The following is a 19,864-nucleotide window of genomic DNA, read 5'->3' on the forward strand; positions in this document are numbered from 1 at the left end:
CCGGCCCTCTCCCGGCACCGTCCCGGACGGGGTGCTGGCGCGCCGTGCCGCCGCAAAGGGTTTCACCCGGGAAGGGGCAGGGCACATCAGTCGTTAAGAGCGCACCGAAAAGTGGGAAAAAATAGCCGCAATCACCGGAAATACCGCGACCATATGATGATCAGAAATGACGAAGGGACGCCGAAGCGTCCCTTGCAACTCTCAAGCGGCTGACAGTGCAGCCCGACCGGCCCCCGGGGCAGGGCCTCTGGTCAGGCGAGCGCAGGCTCCGCCTTGGAAACGTCGATGCTGTCGAGCAGCGAGTCGCCGTGGTGAGCGGCGGCAGACAGCGCGTCATTCTCGGCCTGCATCCGGATGAGCTCGGATTCGAGGTCCTGGACACGCTGCTGAAGCCGTCGCATCTCGGCGAGGACTCGGGGGTCGGAGCCGCCGACGTAACCGAGAAGCGCCTTTGCCATGATGGATGGTCCTCCACACTGAGTGACCGACCGAAGCGGTGTGGGTCGTGAGGGATTCGCACCCGCGGTGTCTGCCATCGCTACTGCAGTCTTCAATGCCAAACAGCTAAGGTGCGCGGGGCTTCCAGAGTCTCACCAAAAGGTTTGACGGTCAACACGATCACACCCCGTATCCGCGGGCGTCCCAGGGGGCGCGGCGGTAGGTGCGCGGCGCCGAACTCTGCCGGGGCCCGAAGGGGCGTGGAGATCATCCGTTGTCTCGCAGCCTTCCACGCCGGGGCCGTCTTGGCAACCATCAGGGAATTTCTGCCCTTCGCATATGCCAACGGCATATCACTAAGGTCATCGCGGCCCTTCGCACCCGTTCTTCACGGCCCCCGCGCGCCCCTCCCGCTCCCCTCCTGGATGATTTTCCGTTTTCCGAACCGTTATGTCGGCGGATCCGTCAGCGGATCTCGAACCCGTCGTATCCGCCCCGCGGGTCACCCCAGATCTCGGTGACCCCGTCCACCCGCCCGGGCGTGTCGCCCGTCCGCAACCAATCGAGCAGAAGTTCGCATCCCTCGCGCGGGCCTTCCGCGACGACCTGGACCCGGCCGTCGGAGAGATTCGACGCGAAGCCGGCCAGCGCTCCGATCCGCAAAGCGTTCTCCCGTGTGAACCACCGGAAGCCGACACCTTGCACATGTCCACGGACCCACGCCGTGAGACGGACATTCTCGTTCATGTCTGCACGCTAACCGGCCAATTGCATAATCAGCACTTCGACCCCTCGGCTATTGCCGTACAGTCGCCGGTCGACAGGTCGCCCCGTACGAGTGACGCACACCGAGCCGAACACGTAAGGAAGGCAGCGGATGGGTCGCCACCGACGCTCTGGCCCACGGACCGCAGGCAGCCCCGTCCCCGCTCCCCCGGCAGCCGGGGGGACGTACGGCGCCCCGGAGTCCGGCCCCCCTGACGAAGCCGGCGGGCCGGCGGGCGGTCCACGGCCCCCGGGCTCCCGCCGCCCCGCCCGCAGCCGGGCGAGGACACCGGTACGGACGGGCCTGCTGGGCGCGTCCGCCGCGATGGCCATGGGCGTGGTCGCCATGACCTCGGGCCTCTTCTCCGGCGGCGGCACCCTCCAGCTCGGCAGCGACGGCAGCGGGGACCGGCAGGTGCGGACCGACGAGCCGCCCGTCGAGTTCGCCCTGCCGGACGGCGCCGGCCCCGGCCGGGGCCAACCGCACGTGAGCCGCAACGCCGAGCGGCCCCATGCGCCTCGTGCGGACACCGCGGCGCCTGTGGCCGCCTCGGCACCGGCCGCCCCCTCCGCGCCCGCCACGCCATCGGCAGCACCTTCCGGCCCCGCTCCCGGGCCCGGGGAGCCGCATGAGGCGGGCACCGGCTCCGAGGAAGCGGGCGAGGCACCCCCTGCCGACGCCCCGGACGACGACGGCACGGACCCCGCGGCCCGCGCCCAGGACCAAGCCCGGGCCGCCGGTCACGCGCAGCTGACGGGCCGGGAGAGCGCGGCCGAACAGGCCAGCATGTACCCGGCGATGGCGCAGCAGTTGCTCGCCCTGGTCAATCAGGAGCGTGCCAAGGCGGGCTGCCGGCCCCTGCGGGCCAGCGCCCAACTGACGAGGCTCGCCCAGTCGTTCAGTGACGACATGGCCCGGCGGGGGTTCTTCAGCCACACGGACCCGGACGGCCGCACCCCCTGGGACCGCGCCGCCAAGCGCGGCATCCGGAACCTCGGCGGGGAGAACATCGCGCGGGGCCATCCCGACGCCCGCGCCGTCATGGACGCCTGGATGCACAGCGCAGGGCACCGCGCGAACATCCTCAACGGCGAGTACCGGACGCTCGGCATCGGGCTGAACACCAGCGGGAGCGGCCCCTGGTGGACACAGGACTTCGGCTACTGACGGGGCTTCCGCCGACCGGCCGGCGGTGCCCTGCGCTCCGCGCCACCCGGGGCGCACGCCAAGGCCCTTCCGGCCGGGCGCCGCTAGGAAGCGGCGCGCGGGCGCGGGGGGCGCTGGCAGTGGGGGCAGAAGTAGCTGGAGCGGTTCATCCAGGGGCGGCGGCGCATGGCCGTGCCGCAGCGGCGGCACGGCTCGTCCTCGCGCCCGTACGCGTCCAGCGAGCGGTCGAAGTAGCCGGACTCGCCGTTCACGTTGACGTAGAGGCTGTCGAAGCTGGTGCCGCCGACGGCGAGGGCCTCGTTCATGACCTCGCGGATGTGCGTGAGCAGCTCGGCGCTGCGCGGCCGGGTCAGGGTCGCTGTGGGGCGGTCGTAGTGCAGCCTGGAGCGCCACAGCGCCTCGTCGGCGTAGATGTTGCCGACCCCGCTGATCAGCGACTGGTCGAGCAGAGCGCGCTTGATGGTCGTACGGCGCCGGCGCAGTGCGGCGTGGAAGGCCGCCTCGTCGAAGGCGGGGTCCAGGGGGTCGCGGGCGATGTGCGCGATTACGTCGGGGAGCCCCTCGGGGTCCCCGGGGACCGTGTCGTGCAGGGAGAGGCCGCCGAAGGTGCGCTGGTCGACGAAGCGCAGCTCCGTGCCGGCGTCGTCGGCGAAGCGGATGCGGAGGCGCAGGTGCTTCTCATCGGGGGCCTCATGCGGCTGGACGAGGAGCTGGCCGCTCATGCCGAGGTGGGCGAGGATCGCGCGGTCGGGCCCCGTGGGGCCGTCCGTCTCCAAAGGCAGCCACAAGTACTTGCCGCGCCGGCGGGCCACGCCGAGTCGGCGGCCGGTGAGCTGGGCGGCGAAGTCACCGGGCCCGGCGAGGTGCCGGCGGATGGCGCGGGGGTGGAGGACGTCGACGGCGGCCACGGTGCGGCCGCAGACCCAGCGCTCCAGGCCGCGGCGTACGACCTCGACCTCGGGCAGTTCGGGCACGGTGCTCCTCCAGCGCATGGGGCGGCCGCGCATGAGGCGGCCGGTACTCCGGATGCCGGTACTTGCGTACGGGCGGGTGCTCGCGTACGGCGGCACATTCGCCGAACGCCGGGCGGGCCTGGAGTCAGGCCCGCCCCGCGTTGGGGGACGTGCGTCAGGATTCGGTGCCGGCCTCGGGGGCCTCGGCCCCGGCCCGCTCCGCGGCTTCGGCCTTGCCGGCCTCGGCCTTCCCGGCGTCGGCCGGCTGTGCGGCCTCGGCCTTCTTGGCGGCAGCAGCGCGTGCTTCGGCCGCCTCGTGGATGGCGCGCCAGGCGGCCTCGGCCGCCTGCTGCTCCGCTTCCTTCTTGCTGCGGCCGGTGCCGGTGCCGTACGCGACACCACCGACGCGGGCAGCAGCCGTGAAGGTCTTCTCGTGGTCGGGACCGGTCTCGGAGACCAGGTACTCGGGCACGCCGAGCCCCTCCGTCGCGGTCAGCTCCTGGAGGCTGGTCTTCCAGTCCAGGCCGGCGCCGAGGTTCGAGGACTTCTCGATCAGGGGATCGAAGAGCCGGTGGACGAGCTCGGCAGCGGCCTCCAGGCCCTGGTCGAGGTAGACCGCACCGATCACCGCTTCAAGGGTGTCCGCGAGGATGGACGCCTTGTTGCGGCCGCCCGTGCCCTCTTCACCGCGGCCGAGCCGGATGAAGGAGCCGAGGTCGAGCCCGCGGCCGACCTCCGCCAGTGCACGGGAGTTGACCACCGCGGCCCGCAGCTTGGCCAGCTGGCCCTCGGGCAGGTCGGGGTGGATGCGGTAGAGCGTGTCCGTGACCACGAGGCCCAGCACGGAGTCCCCGAGGAACTCCAGGCGCTCGTTGGTCGGCAGACCGCCGTTCTCGTACGCGTAGGAACGGTGGGTCAGCGCACGCACCAGAAGGGCGGTCTCGAGTTTGTACCCGAGCCGCCCTTCCAGAAGCGTGTGAGACGAGGCCGTGTCCGCCGGCGCCCTCTTCGGCGTAGTGGCGTCTGACATGAAGCCTGTCACCCGCCGATCAGACCTCGAGGACCTGGCGCTTGTTGTAGGTGCCGCAGCTCGGGCACGCGATGTGCTGCTGCTTCGGCTCGTGGCAGCGCTCGCACGCCACCAGGGGGGTGACCGCAGCCTTCCACTGCGACCGGCGGTGGCGCGTGTTGCTGCGCGACATCTTCCGCTTCGGAACAGCCACGGCTACTTCTCCTGTGAGTCATCCCCGACGGAGCGGGGTGCGTTGTCCTTCTCGCCGTCCTGGTCGGAACCGGCGAGTCCCTGCAGTGCCGCCCAACGAATGTCGACGGTCTCGTGGTGGTGGTCCGGGTCGTCCGCCAGCCGTGCGCCGCATTCGGAGCACAGGCCGGGGCAGTCTTCCTGGCACACCGGCTGCAGCGGCAGTGCGAGCACCACCGCGTCGCGCAGCACGGGTTCGAGGTCGAGCAAGTCGGCCTCGAGAAAGAGCATGTCCTCTTCGTCTTCCTCGGCGTCGTCGCCGGTATCCGCGGGGCGGCTCCGGTCATCGGCGTCGGGGTAGGAGTACATCTCCTGGAAGTCCACTTCGAGCTCTCGCTCGAGCGGCTCCAGACACCTTACGCACTCCCCGGTGAGCGGTGCACGGGCGGTGCCTGTGACAAGCACCCCTTCCATGACCGACTCCAGTCGGAGGTCGAGCTCGACGGTCGCGCCCTCGGCCACGGAGATGACCTCGATACCGAGGTGATCGGGGGCCGGGACGGAGCGGGAGACCCTCTTCAGCGCACCGGGACGCCGGCCCAGCTCGCGTGTGTCGAACACGAGAGGGGAACGGTGATCGAGGCGGGCGTTCAGGGCTTCCTGCTTTCTACGCTGCGGTGACGGCGGCCCTGCGGCCGCAGGGGACGCGGGCAGCCGAGATCGCGAATGCACACGCGACCGAAGAGCCAGGATACTGGACGGGTCGCTGTAGACCCAATCGGCCTCCGGGCGCAGCCGATAGGGGGCGGGTGCGCGCCGGTGGGGCGGCCTGCGGTCAGCGGCCCTGCTCGTACCGGCGGAGCTGCTCCAGGTCGATCATCGACGTGTCGAAGAGGCTCGTCTCGTCCAGTGCGCCGCCCGCATGGGGCGGGCTCGGGGCGGGCTGGTGCTGCTGGGGCGCGTAGCCGCCCTGGGCGGCCCCGTAGCCGCCGTCCGGGGCGTGGGCGGGCCAGGCGTAGGGGTCGGCCTGCTGGTAGCCGCTCTGGGCCGCGTACGGGTCCGGCTGGTGCCCGTGGGAGCCGCTGTCCGCCCCGTACTGCTGCTGGTAGGTGTACGGGTCCGGCTGGTAGGCCTGGGGGTCGTAGTAGCCCTCGTAGCCGCCCGCATGGGGCGTCGCATGAGGCGCCCCGTGCGCGGCCGCCGCCGGCTCCGGTGCGGCCTGCGCCTGGGGCGCGGCCAGTCCGGCCAGGAAGTCGGCGTCGCTGGTGGGGTGGGCGGCGTGGAGGCCGTCCTGGGCCGCCATGTGAGCGCCCAGCTCGTCGGCGGGGCGGGCGCCGAGGAGCTTCTCGCGGCCGCGGCCCACGGCCTCCAGCGTCTTGCTCAGGACCGCGGAGACGGCGCCCAGCTTGGCGTCGACGTAGGCGTCGGCCTGCTGCCGCTGGACGCGGGGGTCGGAGCTGGGCTCCGGGGCGTCCCCGCCGGGGTCGCCCTGGCCGCCCCCCTCCTCCGTGCGGCCCAGGAGCTTCTCGCGGCCCCGGTCGACGGATCCGATGGTCTTGGTGAGGACGACCTCGAAGTTGGCGAGCTTGCTGTCGACGTAGTCGTCGGCCTCGGTGCGGACCTCCTCGGCCTGCCGGCGCGCCTCGGCGAGGATGCGGTCGGCCTCCTCCTGGGACTGCCGGGCGACCTCGGTGTCGGAGATCAGCGAGCCGCGGTGGGCCCGCGCGGACTCGATGATCCGCTCGGCCTCCTCGCGGGCCTCGGCGACCAGCTGCTCGCGGTCGCCGACGACCTCCTGCGCGCGGGCGAGCGCGCCGGGCAGCCCGGCGCGGAGCTCCTCGAGGAGGGCGAGCAGCTCGGCGCGGTTGATGACGCATGAGGCGGACATCGGCATGGACCGTGCGGCGGTGACGGTCGCGACGATCTCGTCGAGCTTCTTCTGGACGTCCACCGGGCGCTCGCCACTTTCTTCTGCCGGACGACACGAACGGGGACGACTGTACGGGCAGTCGGGCCCCGCCCGACAGCCGCCGGCGGAGGGGTGGGCGTCAGCGCTCGCCGAGGCGTTCGGTGAGCGCCTCCAGCACCAGTGGGGGCACCAGGTGGGAGACGTGGCCCCCCCCCGCGGCGCCCGCCATGAACACGCAGGCCGACACGAACCAGGACGGAGGGTTGGTGGGGACGAACAGGGTCTCGACGCCCGAGAGCCCGTTGTTCATCTGGGCCATCTGCAGCTCGTAGTCGAAGTCGCTGACCGCCCGCAGCCCCTTGACGATGGCGGGGATGTCGCGCTGCTTGCAGAAGTCGACGAGCAGGCCGTGGAAGGCCTCCACCTTCACGTTCCCGTACTCGGCCGTGACCTGGCGGAGCAGGTCTATCCGCTCCTCGACCGTGAACAGGCCCTGCTTCGACTTGTTGATCATCACTGCGACGTGGACGACGTCGTACAGCCTGGAAGCGCGGGCGATGATGTCGAGGTGTCCATTGGTGACGGGGTCGAACGACCCCGGACAGACGGCGCGGCGCAACGGTGTCTCCTCGCTCTCCGGTCCATTCATGACGCGCGGGGAGATGTCTCTTCGGCGCACGTCGAGGCGGCGCGACCGTACCAAAGCGTCCCCTCGCCGTAGCGGCGGGCCCTCAGTGCCTCGAAACCGTCCGGCCAGGGGAATTCCCCGCCTCTGGTGCTGCGCTCCACGGTGGCCAGCGCCTCGTCCGCAAGCCACCCTCCGGCACGGAGTGTGAGGAGAATCTCGCGGAGAGCCTCGTCGGTGACGGCGTAGGGCGGGTCCAGGAAGACCACGTCGTACGGGGTGGAGGGCGCGGGGCCGGCGACGATCTGCTCGGCCTTGCCGGCGCGGACCTCGGCGCCGGGGAGGCCGAGGGTGCGGACGTTCTCCCGGATGGTGCGCACCGCGCGGGCGTCGGACTCCACCAGCAGGACGTGCGCGGCGCCGCGGGAGAGCGCCTCCAGGCCGACCGCGCCCGAGCCGCCGTACAGGTCGAGGACGCGGGTGCCGTGGAGGGTGCCCAGGAGGGACTCCAGGGTGGAGAACAGGCCCTCGCGCGCCCGGTCGGAGGTCGGGCGGGTGCCGGTGCCGGGCGGCACGGAGAGGCGGCGTCCGCCGGCGGTGCCGGCGATCACGCGGGTCATGGGGTCCTCGGTCCTTCGCGACGGTGTGACGGAGCGGCGGCCTGACAGTCGGCCGGTCGGGGCGCCGCCCCTTCAGCCTAGGGCGTCGGCGCCCGGCGGGCGCCTCCGCGGGGCCCTTGACGTGGGGCTCCGCGGAGACTTGAGGCGGACAGGTCTGTCGCGGTCAGCGGCCTCGCGGCTCCCGGCGGCGCCTCAGGCCGTGCGTCAGCCCTTGTCCAGGTACTGCTCGCGTTCCTCGTCCAGCAGGGCGTCCAGGGCGGTGCGCAGATCGGGGAGCCCCGCCAGCTCCGGGTCGGCCGCGACGACCGCGGCGGCCTCCTCGCGGGCCGCGGCGATGACCTCCTCGTCGTCGATGACGGTGAGCATGCGCAGGGACGAGCGCACGCCGGACTGGGCCTGGCCGAGGACATCGCCCTCGCGGCGCTGTTCGAGGTCGATGCGGGACAGCTCGAAGCCGTCGAGCGTGCCCGCGACGGCGGCGAGCCGGGCGCGGGCGGGGCTGGCCTCGGGGGCGTCGGTGACGAGCAGGCACAGGCCCGGGGCGGAGCCGCGCCCCACGCGGCCGCGCAACTGGTGGAGCTGGGAGACCCCGAACCGGTCCGCGTCCATGATCACCATGACGGTGGAGTTGGGCACGTTCACCCCGACCTCGATGACGGTCGTGGCGACCAGGACGTCCACCTCACCGGCGGCGAAGCGGCGCATCACGTCGTCCTTCGCCTCGGGCTGCATGCGGCCGTGCAGCACCTCCACGCGCAGCCCCTTCAGGGGGCCCTTGGTGAGCTGCTCCGTGACGTCCACGACGGCGAGGGGCGGACGCCGCTCGGCGTCCGCCTCCGCGGCGGCCTTCTCCGGGTCGCTCTTGGAGCTGCCGGAGCGGCCCTTCGCGCCCGGCTTGGTGCCGTTCTCCTCCCCCAGGTCGTCGCCGATGCGGGGGCAGACCACGTACGCCTGGTGCCCGCCCTCGATCTCCTCGCGGACCCGCTCCCAGGTGCGCGCCAGGAAGTGGGGCTTGTCCTTGGCGGGCACCACGTGGGTGGCGATGGGCGAGCGGCCGGCCGGCAGCTGGTCCAGGACGGAGGTCTCCAGGTCGCCGAAGACGGTCATGGCGACGGTGCGCGGGATGGGGGTCGCCGTCATCACCAGGAGGTGCGGCGGTTGCTTGCCCTTGGAGCGGAGGGCGTCGCGCTGCTCGACGCCGAAGCGGTGCTGCTCGTCCACGACGACCAGGCCGAGGTCGTGGAACTGCACCTTGTCCTCGATGAGGGCGTGGGTGCCGATGACGATGCCGGCTTCGCCGGTGACGAGGTCGAGCAGCGCCTGCCGCCGGGCCGCCACCCCCATGGAACCCGTGAGCAGCACGACCTTGGTGCCGTGCTCCGCGCCGCCGAGCATGCCTCCCTCGGCGAGCTCCCCCATCATCTCGACGACGGACCGGTGGTGCTGCTGGGCGAGCACTTCGGTGGGGGCGAGCATGGCGGCCTGGCCGCCCGCGTCGACGACGCCCAGCATGGCGCGCAGCGCCACCATGGTCTTGCCGGAGCCGACCTCTCCCTGGAGGAGGCGGTGCATGGGGTGCTCCGTGGCCAGGTCGTCGAAGATCTCCGCGGAGACGGTGCGCTGGCCCTCGGTGAGCGTGAAGGGCAGCTTGGCGTCGAAGGCGTCGAGGATGCCGCCGGCCACGGGTTTGCGGGCGACGGCGGGCAGCTGGGAGTCGGCGTGCCGGCGGCGGGCGAGGGCGACCTGGAGGACGAACGCCTCGTCCCACTTCAGGCGTGCCCTGGCGTCCTCGATGTCGGCCTTGGTGCGGGGGCGGTGGACCTTGCGGAAGGCGTCGGGGAGCTCCGCGAGGCCGCGGCCGTCGCGCAGTGACGGGGGCAGCGGGTCGGTGAGGCCCTGCCACTGCTCGGCCTCGAAGAGGTCCAACAGGGTGTCGACGGCCTTGGTGAGCTTCCACGACTGGAACTGCTTGCAGGCGGGGTAGATCGGCAGCAGGCGGCCCGCGAAGGCCTCGGCGGCGTCGGCTCCGCTGTCGCGGTCCAGGAGCTCGTAGTCGGGGTGGAGGAGCTGGCGGGTGCGGTTGAAGACGGAGACCTTGCCGGCGAACATGCCGCGGCGGCCGGGAATCAGCTCCTTCTCCCGCGCGTAGGCGCCGCGGCCGAAGAAGACGAGCGTCAGGGACCCGCTGCCGTCGGTGACCACGACTTCCAGGCGGACGCCCTTGCCGTGGTTGAAGGTCTTCATGGCGGCTTTGGCGACCTGGGCGACGACGGTGACGTGCTCGTCCAGCGGCAGGTCCGCGAGGCGGGTCAGCTCACCGCGCTCGGCGTAGCGGCGCGGGTAGTGGTGCAGCAGATCACCGGCCGTGTGCAGGTCGAGGTGCTCGGCCATCACCTTCGCGGTGCTGCCGCCGAGGATCTTCTTCAGGGGTTCGTGAAGCGCGGGCACGGGTCCCATTGCACACCACGGCACTGACAGGCCGCGTCACGCGGCGCCGTCCGCCGCCGTCCGGGCCGGTGCCGCGGGGGTCATTCGATGCCGATGAGCAGCGGGGGCGCCTGCTGCCCGCCCCGGTAGACGACCGTGTCGACGGCGAGGTGCCCGCCCCGTACGTGCCGCTCCAGGCGGTCGGCGACGGCGGCGGGGACGTCCGCGCCGAGGACGAGGGTGACCATCTCGCCGCCCGCGGCGAGCATGCGGTCGAGGACGGTGGCGGCGGTGACGGTGAGGTCGGAGCCGATGACGGCCACGTCGCCGTCGATGAGGCCGAGCACGTCGCCGGCCTGGCAGACGCCGGCCATGGTCCAGGCCTGCCGTTCGGCGACGGCGAGCTCGGCGTAGCGCGTGGCGCCCGCGGCGGAGGTCATCGCGACGACGTCCTCGTCGAAGCGGCGTTCGGGCTCGTGGACGGCGAGCGCGGCGATGCCCTGGACGGCGGCGCGGGTGGGGATGAGGGCGACGCGGACGCCGGCGGCCCGGGCCTGCTCGGCGGCTGCGGCCGCGGCGTGCTGGAGTTCGGGGTCGTTGGGCAGCAGGACGACCTCGCGGGCGTTGGCGCGCCGGATGGCGTCGACGAGCTCGCCGCTGGCGGGAGGCTCCCCGGGGCGGGCGGCGACGACGGTGGCGCCGGCGTCGGTGCACAGCGCGGCGAGGCCCTCGCCGGGGACGACCGCCACGACGGCGCGCTGGGCGGGCTCGCGGGTACGGGCCGCGGCCGGCTCTCCGGTGGCCGCGGCGGTGTCGCCGGAGCCGGCGAAGTGCGTGATGCGGATGCGGTGGGGGCGGCCCGCGTCGATGCCCGCCTCGACGGCGGCTCCGGCGTCGTCCACGTGGACGTGGACGTTCCACAGGCCGTCGCCGCCGACGACGACGAGGGAGTCGCCCAGGGCGTCGAGCCGGGTGCGGAGGCGGGGGATGGCGGTGTCGTCGGCGTCGAGGAGGTAGATGACCTCGAAGGCGGGCGCGGCGCTGCCCGGCGTGGCGGCGGGGCAGGGCGCGGGGCCGTGGGCGGGGGCCTCATGCCGGGCCGCCTCGTGCGGGGCCTCATGCGGGGCCTCGGCATGAGGCCGGGTGTGCTCGGTGTGCTGCCGGTACGGGGCGGTGGGGCGCGACCACGCGCGCGTGCCGCGCGGGCCCCACGGGGCCGCCTCGCCGGACAGGGCCCTGGCGAGGGCGCCGAGCACCTCGACGAGGCCCAGGCCGCCGGAGTCGACGACTCCGGCCCGGCCGAGGGCGTCCAGCTGGCCGGGCGTCATCGCGAGGGCGGAACGGGCGGCCTCGTCCGCGGCGCGGGCCACGGCGGCGGTGTCGCCCTGCGCGCCGGCGGCGGCGTCCGCCGCGGCTGCGGCGACGGTGAGGATGGTGCCCTCGACGGGGCGGGCGACGCCTTCGTAGGCGGACTCCACGGCCCGCCGCAGGGCGCGGCGCAGGCGTTCGGCGTCGTGGCCGGCGGGGTGCCCCGTGCCGGTGCCGGCGGGGGGCATGAGGCGGGCCTCGTGCGGGCCGGCTCCATGCCCGGCGGCGGAGCCCTCCGCGGCTGCGGCGCCGCCCCCGGCCTCATGGGGACGGCCCGCACGGGGCCCGGCGGCATGAGGCCCGCCCGCGAGCTCCGTGCCGTCCGTGCCCTCTGCGCCTTCGCCTCCCGCGCCCTCGCCTTCTGTTTCCTTGTCCCCCGCGCCCTCGCCTCCTGTGTCCTCGTCCCCTGTGTCCTCCGCCAGTACCTCGGCCATGCCGCGCAGCAGCTGGGCCAGGATCGTGCCGGAGTTGCCGCGCGCGCCTATGAGGGCGCCGTGCGCCATGGCGCGGACGGCGTCGGGGAGCGTGGGGCGGGAGGCGGGCCCCGTGGTGGCATGGCCGTCGAAGACCGCGTCGACGGCCCGGGCGGCGGACTCGACGGTCAGGTACAGGTTCGTGCCCGTGTCGCCGTCCGGGACGGGATAGACGTTGATGGCGTCGATCTCCTCGCGGGCCCGCCCCAGTGCGTCGAGGGCCAGCGCGCACCAGGTGCGTACCGCAGCGGCGTCGAGCGTGTGCGGCACGTGTGTCCTCCTCGGACTCCCTGGGGCTGTGGAACGGTGATCGCAGACTAGCCCCGGGGCGGGTCCCGGCGGGAAGGCGGGCGGCCGGGGGGCGGGACGACAGGTCACAGCCCGGGCAGCCATGGTAGTTTCGTCGAACGGGAGCGGTCGTTGTATGCTGCTCCGGTTGCCTGATGAGAATCAGGCCATCCCCCTGGTAATGCCGGTCACTATAGATTTCGGCACGCAGGGATTTTCCGTACGTGCCTGTCGTCTCCGCGTAAGCGGGGGTGACCCGTCTTTGGAGTAACCCGTGGCTGCCAACTGCGACGTCTGCGGCAAGGGGCCGGGCTTCGGCAACGCTATTTCGCACTCGCACCGCCGTACCCCCCGTCGTTGGAACCCCAACATCCAGCGGGTGCGTGCTGTGGTCGGTGGGACGCCGAAGCGGCTCAACGTCTGCACCTCGTGCATCAAGGCCGACAAGGTCTCGCGCTAAGCGAGTGCTGTCCCCCGCGCAAGCGGGGGAAGCCGGTCTCGCTGTGACGTTATGTCGTGGCGCAGCCCATCCGGTTGCCTTGAGAGCCGGTCCACCTCACGGTGGGCCGGCTTTTTGCCGTACCCGGAACCGGATCCCGCCTCATGCGGCCCCCCGTCCCCCGGCGCGGCGCCTCATGCCCTTCCGCACAGCGTGCCCTACGGGCGCCAGCGCCATCCGTGGTCGACCGGCCCTATGCCGCCCCCCAGTGGGAAGCCGGCCGCGATGGCGCCCGTCACGTAGTCCTTGGCGGCTGTCACCGCCTCCGGCACCGTGTGTCCCTTGGCGAGGCCCGCGGCGATCGCGCTCGCCAGCGTGCAGCCCGTCCCGTGCGTGTGGCGGTTGTCGTGGCGCGGGGCCCGCAACCAGTGCTCCTCCGCGCCGTCGGTGAGCAGGTCCACTGCGTCGCCTTCCAGGTGGCCTCCCTTGATGAGCGCCCACCGGGGCCCGTAGGAGAGCACCGCGTCGGCCGCGCGCCTCATGCCGTCCTCCGAGGTGACCCGCAGCCCCGTCAGCCAGGCGACCTCGTCGAGGTTGGGGGTGGCGACGGTGGCGGCCGGCAGCAGCTTCGTGCGGACGGCGTCCAGGGCGGAGGCGGCGAGCAGCGCGTCGCCGTGTTTGGAGATGCCCACCGGGTCGACGACGACGGGGGCGGCGGTGCCGGCGAGGAGTCCGGCGACGGTCAGCACGAGTTCGGCCGAAGCGAGCATGCCGGTCTTGACGGCCTGGACGCCGATGTCGTCGACGACGCTGCGGTACTGGGCCCGCACGGCCTCCGAGGGCAGTTCCCAGGCCCCTTGCACGCCGCGGGAGTTCTGCGCGGTCACGGCCGTGAGCACGCTCATGCCGTGCACGCCGAGGGCGAGCATGGTCTTGAGGTCGGCCTGGATGCCCGCGCCGCCGCCGGAGTCGGATCCGGCGACGGTCAGCACGCGTGGGGGTATCGGCATGGGGCCGAATCTACAGCGCCGCCCCCGCCTCATGCCGTCCCCTGCCTCATGCCGTCCCGCGCCTCATGCGGCAGCCCACCTGAGGTGCGGGCACGAGGCGGGCCGCATGGGGCAGCCCGCGCCGGGCACGAGGCGGCCCGCATGAGGCAGCCCGCCCCATGCAGGCGCATGAGGCGCTCCCCCGGCGCTACGGCAGTCCCTCTACCGCGCTACTCCCCCTGCTCCAGGTCCCCGAAGTGGTCCCAGCCGCCGGTCTTGTCCCACGGGGCGCCGTCCACCGTCACCTGGGGCAGGGCCGAGGGGCTGACGACCTCGCCGATGACCTTCCAGCGGGCGGGCAGCTTCACGTCCGGCGGGAAGGTCGCCACGATCGCGTGGTCCTCTCCCCCGGTCAGCACCCACTGCAGCGGGTCGACGCCGACGGCCTGCCCGATATCCGACATCTGCGTGGGCACGTCGATGGCCGCCGTGCGCAGGTCGATCCGGACCTTGCTGGCCTCGGCGATGTGCCCGAGGTCGGCGACGAGGCCGTCGCTGACGTCCGTCATCGCGGTGGCGCCGAGGCTCGCCGCTGCCGGGCCCGCGTGGTACGGGGGCTCGGGGCGGCGGTGGGCCTCCACGAAGGCGCGGGGCGAGCGGAAGCCGCGGGCGAGGACCGCGAGGCCGGCGGCGGACCAGCCGAGCCAGCCGGTGACGGCGACGACGTCGCCGGGCTGGGCGCCGGAGCGGGTGACCGGCTCGTGGTTGCGGAGGTCACCGAGGGCGGTGATGGCGACGGTGATGGTGTCGCCGCGCACCACGTCGCCGCCGACGACGGCCGCGCCCGCGACCTGGCACTCGTCGCGGATGCCGTCCATGAGCTCGGTCGGCCAGGTGGCGGGGAGTTCGGCGGGGACGACCAGGCCGAGCAGGATCGCGGTGGGCACGGCGCCCATGGCCGCGATGTCGGCGAGGTTCTGCGCGGCGGCCTTGCGCCCGACGTCGTAGGCGGTCGACCAGTCGCGGCGGAAGTGCCGCCCTTCCAGAAGCACATCCGTACTGGCCACGACCCTGCGGTCGGGCGCAGCCACCACCGCGGCGTCGTCACCCGGCCCGAGCCGGACCGCAGGGGTGGTGGTGAGCCGGGAAGTCAGCTCTCTGATGAGCCCGAACTCCCCCAACTCGCCCACGGTGCCTTTCACTGAGCTCCTCCTAGGAGTATCGGTTGTGACATACGCCGCGCCGCGCAGGCAGCGCGGGTCTCCCCGCGCCGTGCGGCGACGCGGTACCGTGGCGTCTCTTCTCCCCACATGATCCTCGTAGCCGCCCTGGAGGTTCCGTGGTACAGGCGTACATCCTGATCCAGACCGAGGTCGGCAAGGCGTCGACCGTGGCCGAAGTCATCTCGAAGATCTCGGGGGTGATCCAGGCCGAGGACGTGACCGGTCCGTACGACGTGATCGTGCGCGCCCAGGCCGAGACCGTGGACGAGCTCGGCCGCATGGTGGTGGCCAGGATCCAGGCCGTGGAGGGCATCACCCGCACACTGACCTGCCCGGTCGTCCATCTCTAGGTCCCCCGTATGCTCGGCCGGTGAAGTCTTTCCTCCGCCGGCCCTTCGGCCTGCCCGCTGTCGTCGTGCTGTGCGCGGCCGCCGGCTGCTCGCCGGCGGGCGGCACGGAGGGGCCCGCCGTGCCCACGCCGTCGGCGCGGGCCGCCGGGCTCTGCCGGGCGCTGCACAAGGAGCTGCCGAAGACCGTGGACGGGAAGGAGCGGCGCACCGCCGATCCCGTCTCGGACTTCACCGCAGTGTGGGGTGATCCCGCGATCGCCCTGCGCTGCGGGGTGGAGCGTCCCGAGATCATCAAGCCCGGTTCCGAACACTACAACCCCGCCGCGGACTCGGTGGAGATCGACGGCGTGGACTGGCTGCCGGAGCGGCAGCCGGACGGCAGCGTCCGCTGCACGACCACCCTGCGGGAGGCGTTCGTGGAGGTGACGCTGCCGAAGCAGGTCGTCGGCGGGGCCGGCGATCTCGGTGCGCTCACCGATCTCGCCGGCGCCGTCGCGAAGACGATCCCGGTGGGGGTCGTCTAGCGCGGTCCGAGGGCTAGCGCAGGCCGGTCGGCCGACGCAGCGCCGCCTGGACGAGGCGGTCGATCAGCTCGGTGTAGCCGACGCCGCTCTCCTGCCACATGCGCGGGTACATGGAGATGGGCGTGAAGCCCGGCAGGGTGTTGATCTCGTTGATGACGAACTCGCCGTCCTCGGTGAGGAAGAAGTCGGCGCGCACGAGGCCCTCGCACGAGGCGGCGTCGAAGGCCTGGACGGCGAGCTCCTGCACCCGTGCCGTCTCCTGCGGCGTCAGCGGCGCGGGGACGAGGCCGGCGGCGGAGTCGATGTACTTCGCCTCGAAGTCGTAGAAGTCGTGGGCGGTGACCGGGGGGATCTCGGCGGGGACGCTGGCGCGCGGCCCGTCCTCGAACTCCAGGACGCCGCACTCGATCTCCCGGCCGCGCAGCAGCGACTCGACGAGGATCTTCGGGTCGTGGCGGCGGGCCTCGGCGACGGCCTCGTCCAGGCCGGAGGCGTCGTCGACCTTGGTGATGCCCATGGAGGAGCCGGCGCGGGCGGGCTTGATGAAGACGGGCCAGCCGTGCTCGCCGGCGAAGTCGACGATCTTCTTGCGGGCGGCCGCCGGATCCGTGTCCCACTCGCGCGGGCGGACGACCTCGTACGGGCCGACGGGCAGGCCGAAGGAGATGAAGACGCGCTTCATGTACTCCTTGTCCTGGCCGACGGCCGAGGCGAGCACACCGGCGCCCACGTAGGGGATGCCGGAGAGCTCCAGCAGGCCCTGGAGGGTGCCGTCCTCCCCGTAGGGGCCGTGCAGCACGGGGAAGACCACGTCGACCTCGCCCAGGGCCTTGGGCACGGCGCCCGGCTCCGTGTAGACGACCTCGCGGTCGGAGGGGTCGACCGGCAGGACGACGGTGCCGTCGGGCGACGGGGCGAGGTCGGCGACGCTCGGCAGCGTGCGGCCGGCGATGGCCATCCGCTCGGGGTCGTCCGCGGTGAGCGTCCAACGACCGTCGGTGGTGATGCCGATCGGCAGCACGTCGTACTTCGTGCGGTCGATGGCGCGCAGCACGGCGCCGGCGGTGACCACGGAAATGGCGTGCTCGGAACTGCGGCCGCCGAAGACGACCGCCACACGCGGCTTCCGGCCAGGGCTCTGGGGGGTGATCTCGCTGCTCATATCGCGACGAGAGTACCTCGTGGTGCGGGCAGCGTCAGTGCCGCTCGGGCTTGGCGCTGCGCGACATCAGCTCCTTGAGGGCGACGAGCGGCGGCTTGCCCTCGTGCACGATCTCCACGACGGTCTCCGTGATCGGCATGTCGACCCCGTGGCGGCGCGCCAGATCGAGCACCGACTCGCAGGACTTGACGCCCTCGGCGGTCTGCTTGGTGACGGCCACGGTCTCGGCGAGGGTCATGCCACGGCCGAGGCTCGCGCCGAAGGTGCGGTTGCGGGAGAGCGGCGAGGCGCAGGTGGCGACGAGGTCCCCCATGCCGGCGAGCCCGGCGAAGGTGTGCGCGTCGGCGCCCATGGCGAGGCCCAGGCGGGTGGTCTCGGCCAGGCCGCGGGTGATGAGGGAGGCCTTGGCGTTGTCGCCGAGCCCCATGCCGTCGGCGATGCCGACGGCGAGGGCGATGACGTTCTTGACGGCGCCGCCGAGTTCGCAGCCGACCACGTCGGTGTTGGTGTACGGGCGGAAGTAGGACGTGTGGCAGGCGGCCTGGAGCCGCTTGGCCACGGACTCGTCGCGGCAGGCGACGACGGCGGCGGCGGGCTGCCGGGCGGCGATCTCCTTGGCGAGGTTGGGGCCGGTCAGGACGGCCACCTGGTCGGCGGAGACCTTGGCGACCTCCTCGACGACCTCGCTCATGCGCTTGGCGGTGCCGAGCTCGATGCCCTTCATCAGGGAGACGAGGACGGTGTCGGCGGGCAGCAGGGGCGCCCACTCGGTGAGGTTGCCGCGCAGGGTCTGGGAGGGGACGGCGAGGACGGTGAACGCGGCGCCCCGTGCGGCCTCGGCGGGGTCGGTGGTGGCCCGTACGGAGGGCGGGAGCTCGGTGCCGGGGAGGTAGTCGGGGTTGGTGCGGGTGGTGTTGATCGCCTCCACGACCGCGGCGCGCCGGCCCCACATGGTGACCTCGCAGCCGGCGTCCGCGAGGATCATGGCGAAGGCGGTTCCCCAGGAACCGGTGCCGTAGACGGCGCAGCGCGTCACTTGTCGTCCTCCTGGGCCTTGCGGCGGGCCGCGGCTCGGGCCTTCTTGGGGTTGTACGGCTCGGCGGGGGCCGGCTCGCCGCGCAGTTCGGCGAGGAGGGCGGTGATGGCGCTCATGATGTCGTCGGTCGCGGCGCGCAGAACCTCCGCGGTGGGCTCCTTGCCGTAGTAGGCGGAGAGGTCCACCGGCGGGCCGGCCATCACCGTGAGGGTCTTGCGGGGGAAGAGCCGGAGCTTCTTCTCCTTGGCGTACGGCGGCATGGCCTCGTTGGCTCCCCACTGGGCGACGGGGATGACCGGGGCGCGGGTGAGCAGGGCGACGCGGGCGGCGCCGGTCTTGCCCTCCATGGGCCACATGTCGGGGTCGCGGGTGAGGGTGCCCTCGGGGTAGAAGGCCACGCACTCGCCCTTGTTGATGGCCTCGACGGCGGCCTTGAAGGCGGCCGCGGCGTCGGCCGACTCGCGGTAGACGGGGATCTGGCCCGTGCCGCGCAGGAGGGCGCCGACGAAGCTGCCCTTGAACAGGGCGGCCTTGGCGAGGAAGCGGGGGACGCGCCCGGTGTTGTACTGGTAGTGGGCGTAGGAGAGCGGGTCGAGATACGAGTTGTGGTTGACGGCGGTAATAAAACCGCCGTCGGCCGGAATGTGCTCCATTCCTCGCCAGTCCCGCTTGAACAGAACCACGAGCGGCGGTTTCGCCAACACCGCCGTAAAGCGGTACCAGAAGCCGATTCTGTGGCGGGACACTCGGACACCCTTCTCTTGGGACCTGGACTCTGTGCTGAACCCGGAGGCCGCACAAGTGTCGCCCCAGGTCCCCGGTCTGTCGAGAACACCGTAACCCCGCGCTCCACGGGCGGCTGCGGCAGCGGGTGACAATGAGGCTGTTGCGAAGAGAGGGGGCGGATGTGGTCTGGACGCTGGTGGTGCCGGTGAAGCCGCTGGCCCTGGCCAAGAGCCGTCTCGCCAGGGGGGCCGGGGAGGGGGCGCGGGCCGGCCTCGCGCTGGCGTTCGCGGTGGACACGGTGGCCGCGGCGCTGGCCTGCGCGGCGGTACGGGATGTGGTGGTCGTCACGGGCGATCCGCTGGCGGGGGCCGAGCTGGCCGCTCTCGGGGCGCGCGTCGTGGCCGAACCCGGGGGGTCCGGCGGCCTGAACGCCGCCCTTGCGCACGGCGCCCGGAGCGTACGGACCGGGCGGCCGGACGCCGCGGTGGCGACGCTCAACGCGGACCTTCCCGCGCTGCGCCCGGCGGAACTGGCGCGTGTGCTCGATTCGGCCACGGAATTCCCCCGCGCATTTCTCGCGGACGCGGCGGGAATCGGAACGACTCTGCTGGCGGCGGCTCCGGGAATGGAATTGGTGCCGGCGTTCGAAGGACATTCGCGCGCCCGTCACCGCGGTTCCGGAGCCCGTGAGATCGGGCTGGCAGGGGTGGATTCCGTGCGCCGGGACGTGGACACGGAGGAGGATTTGCGGGCCGCCCTGGCGCTGGGCGTGGGGCCCCGTACGGCTGCCGTGGTGGAGGCGTCCGCGGGGGTGCCCGGCGCATGGGGCGGCCGCCCCGTGCGGCAGGGCCCCGCGGGCGGTACGCGGCCGCACAGGGCGGCAGCGGAACGCTCCGCCCCGGGCGCCGACTAGGCTGCTGGCATGCAGGCCACCGCGTACACCTTCGACCCTCAGACGCGCTCCGGGAGCGTGCTCCTGGACGACGGCACCCCGCTGCCGTTCGACGCCGCGGCGTTCGACGCGGGGGGGCTGCGGCTGCTGCGGCCGGGCCAGCGGGTGCGCATCGAGTGCACGGGGCCGGCCGCCGGCGCGGAGGGGGCCCAGGAGGGCCGCCGCGTGACGCTGGTGACGCTGCAGACGTTCTGAGGTTGCTGCGGGCGTTGTGAAGGGCGCCCCGGA

General features: G+C 73.0%; 22 protein-coding genes. 6 read left to right on the forward strand and 16 right to left on the reverse strand.

The window, feature by feature from the left end; all coding sequences use genetic code 11:
- Positions 1-251: 251 nt before the first annotated feature.
- Together ACOTKD_RS34140 and ACOTKD_RS34145 are read right to left on the reverse strand one after the other, a co-directional pair.
- Complete coding sequence (locus ACOTKD_RS34140; RefSeq protein WP_030369319.1) at positions 252-458, reverse strand: hypothetical protein; 207 nt, start codon at positions 456-458, stop codon at positions 252-254.
- Between the two features lie 445 nt (positions 459-903).
- Positions 904-1,185 (reverse strand): acylphosphatase, encoded by a 282-nt coding sequence (locus ACOTKD_RS34145; protein ID WP_424892884.1) that lies wholly within the window; start codon positions 1,183-1,185, stop codon positions 904-906.
- A 364-nt stretch (positions 1,186-1,549) separates the two neighbouring features.
- Between ACOTKD_RS34145 and ACOTKD_RS34150 the strand changes: the two genes are divergently transcribed.
- The gene (locus ACOTKD_RS34150) at positions 1,550-2,371 is read left to right on the forward strand and encodes a CAP domain-containing protein (protein WP_424892916.1); all 822 of its coding nucleotides are present in this window, start codon (positions 1,550-1,552) and stop codon (positions 2,369-2,371) included.
- A gap of 83 nt (positions 2,372-2,454) precedes the next feature.
- On the opposite strand, the gene mutM is transcribed toward ACOTKD_RS34150, so the two are convergent.
- The 9 genes from mutM to ACOTKD_RS34195 form a co-directional block, all read right to left on the reverse strand.
- Positions 2,455-3,345 (reverse strand): bifunctional DNA-formamidopyrimidine glycosylase/DNA-(apurinic or apyrimidinic site) lyase, encoded by an 891-nt coding sequence (gene mutM, locus ACOTKD_RS34155; protein ID WP_424892885.1) that lies wholly within the window; start codon positions 3,343-3,345, stop codon positions 2,455-2,457.
- 154 nt (positions 3,346-3,499) lie between these two features.
- Entirely contained in the window at positions 3,500-4,354 is an 855-nt protein-coding gene (gene rnc, locus ACOTKD_RS34160) for a ribonuclease III (RefSeq protein ID WP_424892886.1), read from the reverse strand.
- A 19-nt stretch (positions 4,355-4,373) separates the two neighbouring features.
- Positions 4,374-4,547: a 50S ribosomal protein L32 gene (gene rpmF, locus ACOTKD_RS34165; RefSeq protein WP_015657589.1), complete on the reverse strand. Its 174-nt coding sequence runs from the start codon at positions 4,545-4,547 to the stop codon at positions 4,374-4,376.
- Positions 4,548-4,549: 2 nt separating this feature from the next.
- The gene (locus tag ACOTKD_RS34170) at positions 4,550-5,146 is read right to left on the reverse strand and encodes a YceD family protein (RefSeq protein ID WP_190021973.1); all 597 of its coding nucleotides are present in this window, start codon (positions 5,144-5,146) and stop codon (positions 4,550-4,552) included.
- 214 nt (positions 5,147-5,360) lie between these two features.
- A complete protein-coding gene (locus ACOTKD_RS34175) occupies positions 5,361-6,476 on the reverse strand; it encodes an ATP synthase F0 subunit B (RefSeq protein WP_424892887.1) in 1,116 nt (371 codons plus the stop codon).
- A gap of 97 nt (positions 6,477-6,573) precedes the next feature.
- Positions 6,574-7,083, reverse strand: a complete 510-nt coding sequence (gene coaD, locus ACOTKD_RS34180) for a pantetheine-phosphate adenylyltransferase (protein ID WP_424892888.1) — start codon at positions 7,081-7,083, stop codon at positions 6,574-6,576.
- On the reverse strand, positions 7,080-7,679 hold the full coding sequence (rsmD, locus tag ACOTKD_RS34185) for a 16S rRNA (guanine(966)-N(2))-methyltransferase RsmD (protein WP_424892889.1): 600 nt from the start codon (positions 7,677-7,679) through the stop codon (positions 7,080-7,082). The genes coaD and rsmD overlap by 4 nt, the downstream gene beginning before the upstream one ends.
- 204 nt (positions 7,680-7,883) lie before the next feature.
- Positions 7,884-10,136 carry an ATP-dependent DNA helicase RecG gene (recG, locus tag ACOTKD_RS34190; protein WP_424892890.1) on the reverse strand — a complete coding sequence of 751 codons (2,253 nt, stop codon included), beginning with the start codon at positions 10,134-10,136 and terminating at the stop codon, positions 7,884-7,886.
- Between the two features lie 71 nt (positions 10,137-10,207).
- Positions 10,208-12,217: a DAK2 domain-containing protein gene (locus tag ACOTKD_RS34195; RefSeq protein WP_424892891.1), complete on the reverse strand. Its 2,010-nt coding sequence runs from the start codon at positions 12,215-12,217 to the stop codon at positions 10,208-10,210.
- 292 nt (positions 12,218-12,509) lie between these two features.
- On the opposite strand from ACOTKD_RS34195, the gene rpmB reads away from it, so the two are divergent.
- Complete coding sequence (gene rpmB, locus ACOTKD_RS34200; RefSeq protein ID WP_078660562.1) at positions 12,510-12,695, forward strand: 50S ribosomal protein L28; 186 nt, start codon at positions 12,510-12,512, stop codon at positions 12,693-12,695.
- Between the two features lie 197 nt (positions 12,696-12,892).
- On the opposite strand, the gene thiD is transcribed toward rpmB, so the two are convergent.
- Together thiD and ACOTKD_RS34210 are read right to left on the reverse strand one after the other, a co-directional pair.
- Complete coding sequence (gene thiD / locus ACOTKD_RS34205; protein WP_424892892.1) at positions 12,893-13,684, reverse strand: bifunctional hydroxymethylpyrimidine kinase/phosphomethylpyrimidine kinase; 792 nt, start codon at positions 13,682-13,684, stop codon at positions 12,893-12,895.
- 209 nt (positions 13,685-13,893) lie between these two features.
- Positions 13,894-14,865 (reverse strand): thiamine-phosphate kinase, encoded by a 972-nt coding sequence (locus tag ACOTKD_RS34210; RefSeq protein WP_424892893.1) that lies wholly within the window; start codon positions 14,863-14,865, stop codon positions 13,894-13,896.
- 137 nt (positions 14,866-15,002) lie between these two features.
- On the opposite strand from ACOTKD_RS34210, the gene ACOTKD_RS34215 reads away from it, so the two are divergent.
- Together ACOTKD_RS34215 and ACOTKD_RS34220 are read left to right on the forward strand one after the other, a co-directional pair.
- On the forward strand, positions 15,003-15,236 hold the full coding sequence (locus ACOTKD_RS34215) for an Lrp/AsnC family transcriptional regulator (RefSeq protein WP_030369306.1): 234 nt from the start codon (positions 15,003-15,005) through the stop codon (positions 15,234-15,236).
- 20 nt (positions 15,237-15,256) lie between these two features.
- The gene (locus ACOTKD_RS34220; RefSeq protein WP_424892894.1) at positions 15,257-15,760 is read left to right on the forward strand and encodes a DUF3515 domain-containing protein; all 504 of its coding nucleotides are present in this window, start codon (positions 15,257-15,259) and stop codon (positions 15,758-15,760) included.
- A 13-nt stretch (positions 15,761-15,773) separates the two neighbouring features.
- On the opposite strand, the gene ACOTKD_RS34225 is transcribed toward ACOTKD_RS34220, so the two are convergent.
- Genes ACOTKD_RS34225 through ACOTKD_RS34235 form a run of 3 tightly spaced genes read right to left on the reverse strand, consistent with a single transcriptional unit; the run spans position 15,774 to position 18,704 of the window.
- Positions 15,774-16,922 (reverse strand): D-alanine--D-alanine ligase family protein, encoded by a 1,149-nt coding sequence (locus ACOTKD_RS34225; RefSeq protein WP_424892895.1) that lies wholly within the window; start codon positions 16,920-16,922, stop codon positions 15,774-15,776.
- A 34-nt stretch (positions 16,923-16,956) separates the two neighbouring features.
- Positions 16,957-17,958 carry an NAD(P)H-dependent glycerol-3-phosphate dehydrogenase gene (locus ACOTKD_RS34230; RefSeq protein ID WP_424892896.1) on the reverse strand — a complete coding sequence of 334 codons (1,002 nt, stop codon included), beginning with the start codon at positions 17,956-17,958 and terminating at the stop codon, positions 16,957-16,959.
- Positions 17,955-18,704: a lysophospholipid acyltransferase family protein gene (locus ACOTKD_RS34235; RefSeq protein ID WP_424892897.1), complete on the reverse strand. Its 750-nt coding sequence runs from the start codon at positions 18,702-18,704 to the stop codon at positions 17,955-17,957. The genes ACOTKD_RS34230 and ACOTKD_RS34235 overlap by 4 nt, the downstream gene beginning before the upstream one ends.
- 161 nt (positions 18,705-18,865) lie before the next feature.
- Between ACOTKD_RS34235 and cofC the strand changes: the two genes are divergently transcribed.
- Positions 18,866-19,597, forward strand: coding sequence for a 2-phospho-L-lactate guanylyltransferase (gene cofC / locus ACOTKD_RS34240; RefSeq protein WP_424892917.1), 732 nt, complete (start codon positions 18,866-18,868; stop codon positions 19,595-19,597).
- Positions 19,598-19,606: 9 nt separating this feature from the next.
- Positions 19,607-19,831 carry a hypothetical protein gene (locus tag ACOTKD_RS34245; RefSeq protein ID WP_424892898.1) on the forward strand — a complete coding sequence of 75 codons (225 nt, stop codon included), beginning with the start codon at positions 19,607-19,609 and terminating at the stop codon, positions 19,829-19,831.
- Positions 19,832-19,864: the final 33 nt, after the last annotated feature.

The sequence above is a fragment of the Streptomyces sp. XH2 genome (genome assembly GCF_049725035.1).
GTDB lineage: Bacteria > Actinomycetota > Actinomycetes > Streptomycetales > Streptomycetaceae > Streptomyces > Streptomyces roseoverticillatus.

What these genes read in the sequence shown, in the direction of transcription:
- ACOTKD_RS34140 (WP_030369319.1), bottom strand. Translation starts at nt 458, where the DNA reads ATGGCAAAGGCGCTTCTCGGTTACGTCGGCGGCTCCGACCCCCGAGTC.
- ACOTKD_RS34145 (WP_424892884.1), bottom strand. Translation starts at nt 1,185, where the DNA reads ATGAACGAGAATGTCCGTCTCACGGCGTGGGTCCGTGGACATGTGCAA.
- ACOTKD_RS34150 (WP_424892916.1), top strand. Translation starts at nt 1,550, where the DNA reads ATGACCTCGGGCCTCTTCTCCGGCGGCGGCACCCTCCAGCTCGGCAGC.
- rnc (WP_424892886.1), bottom strand. Translation starts at nt 4,354, where the DNA reads ATGTCAGACGCCACTACGCCGAAGAGGGCGCCGGCGGACACGGCCTCG.
- coaD (WP_424892888.1), bottom strand. Translation starts at nt 7,083, where the DNA reads ATGAATGGACCGGAGAGCGAGGAGACACCGTTGCGCCGCGCCGTCTGT.
- rsmD (WP_424892889.1), bottom strand. Translation starts at nt 7,679, where the DNA reads ATGACCCGCGTGATCGCCGGCACCGCCGGCGGACGCCGCCTCTCCGTG.
- recG (WP_424892890.1), bottom strand. Translation starts at nt 10,136, where the DNA reads ATGGGACCCGTGCCCGCGCTTCACGAACCCCTGAAGAAGATCCTCGGC.
- thiD (WP_424892892.1), bottom strand. Translation starts at nt 13,684, where the DNA reads ATGCCGATACCCCCACGCGTGCTGACCGTCGCCGGATCCGACTCCGGC.
- ACOTKD_RS34225 (WP_424892895.1), bottom strand. Translation starts at nt 16,922, where the DNA reads ATGAGCAGCGAGATCACCCCCCAGAGCCCTGGCCGGAAGCCGCGTGTG.
- ACOTKD_RS34245 (WP_424892898.1), top strand. Translation starts at nt 19,607, where the DNA reads ATGCAGGCCACCGCGTACACCTTCGACCCTCAGACGCGCTCCGGGAGC.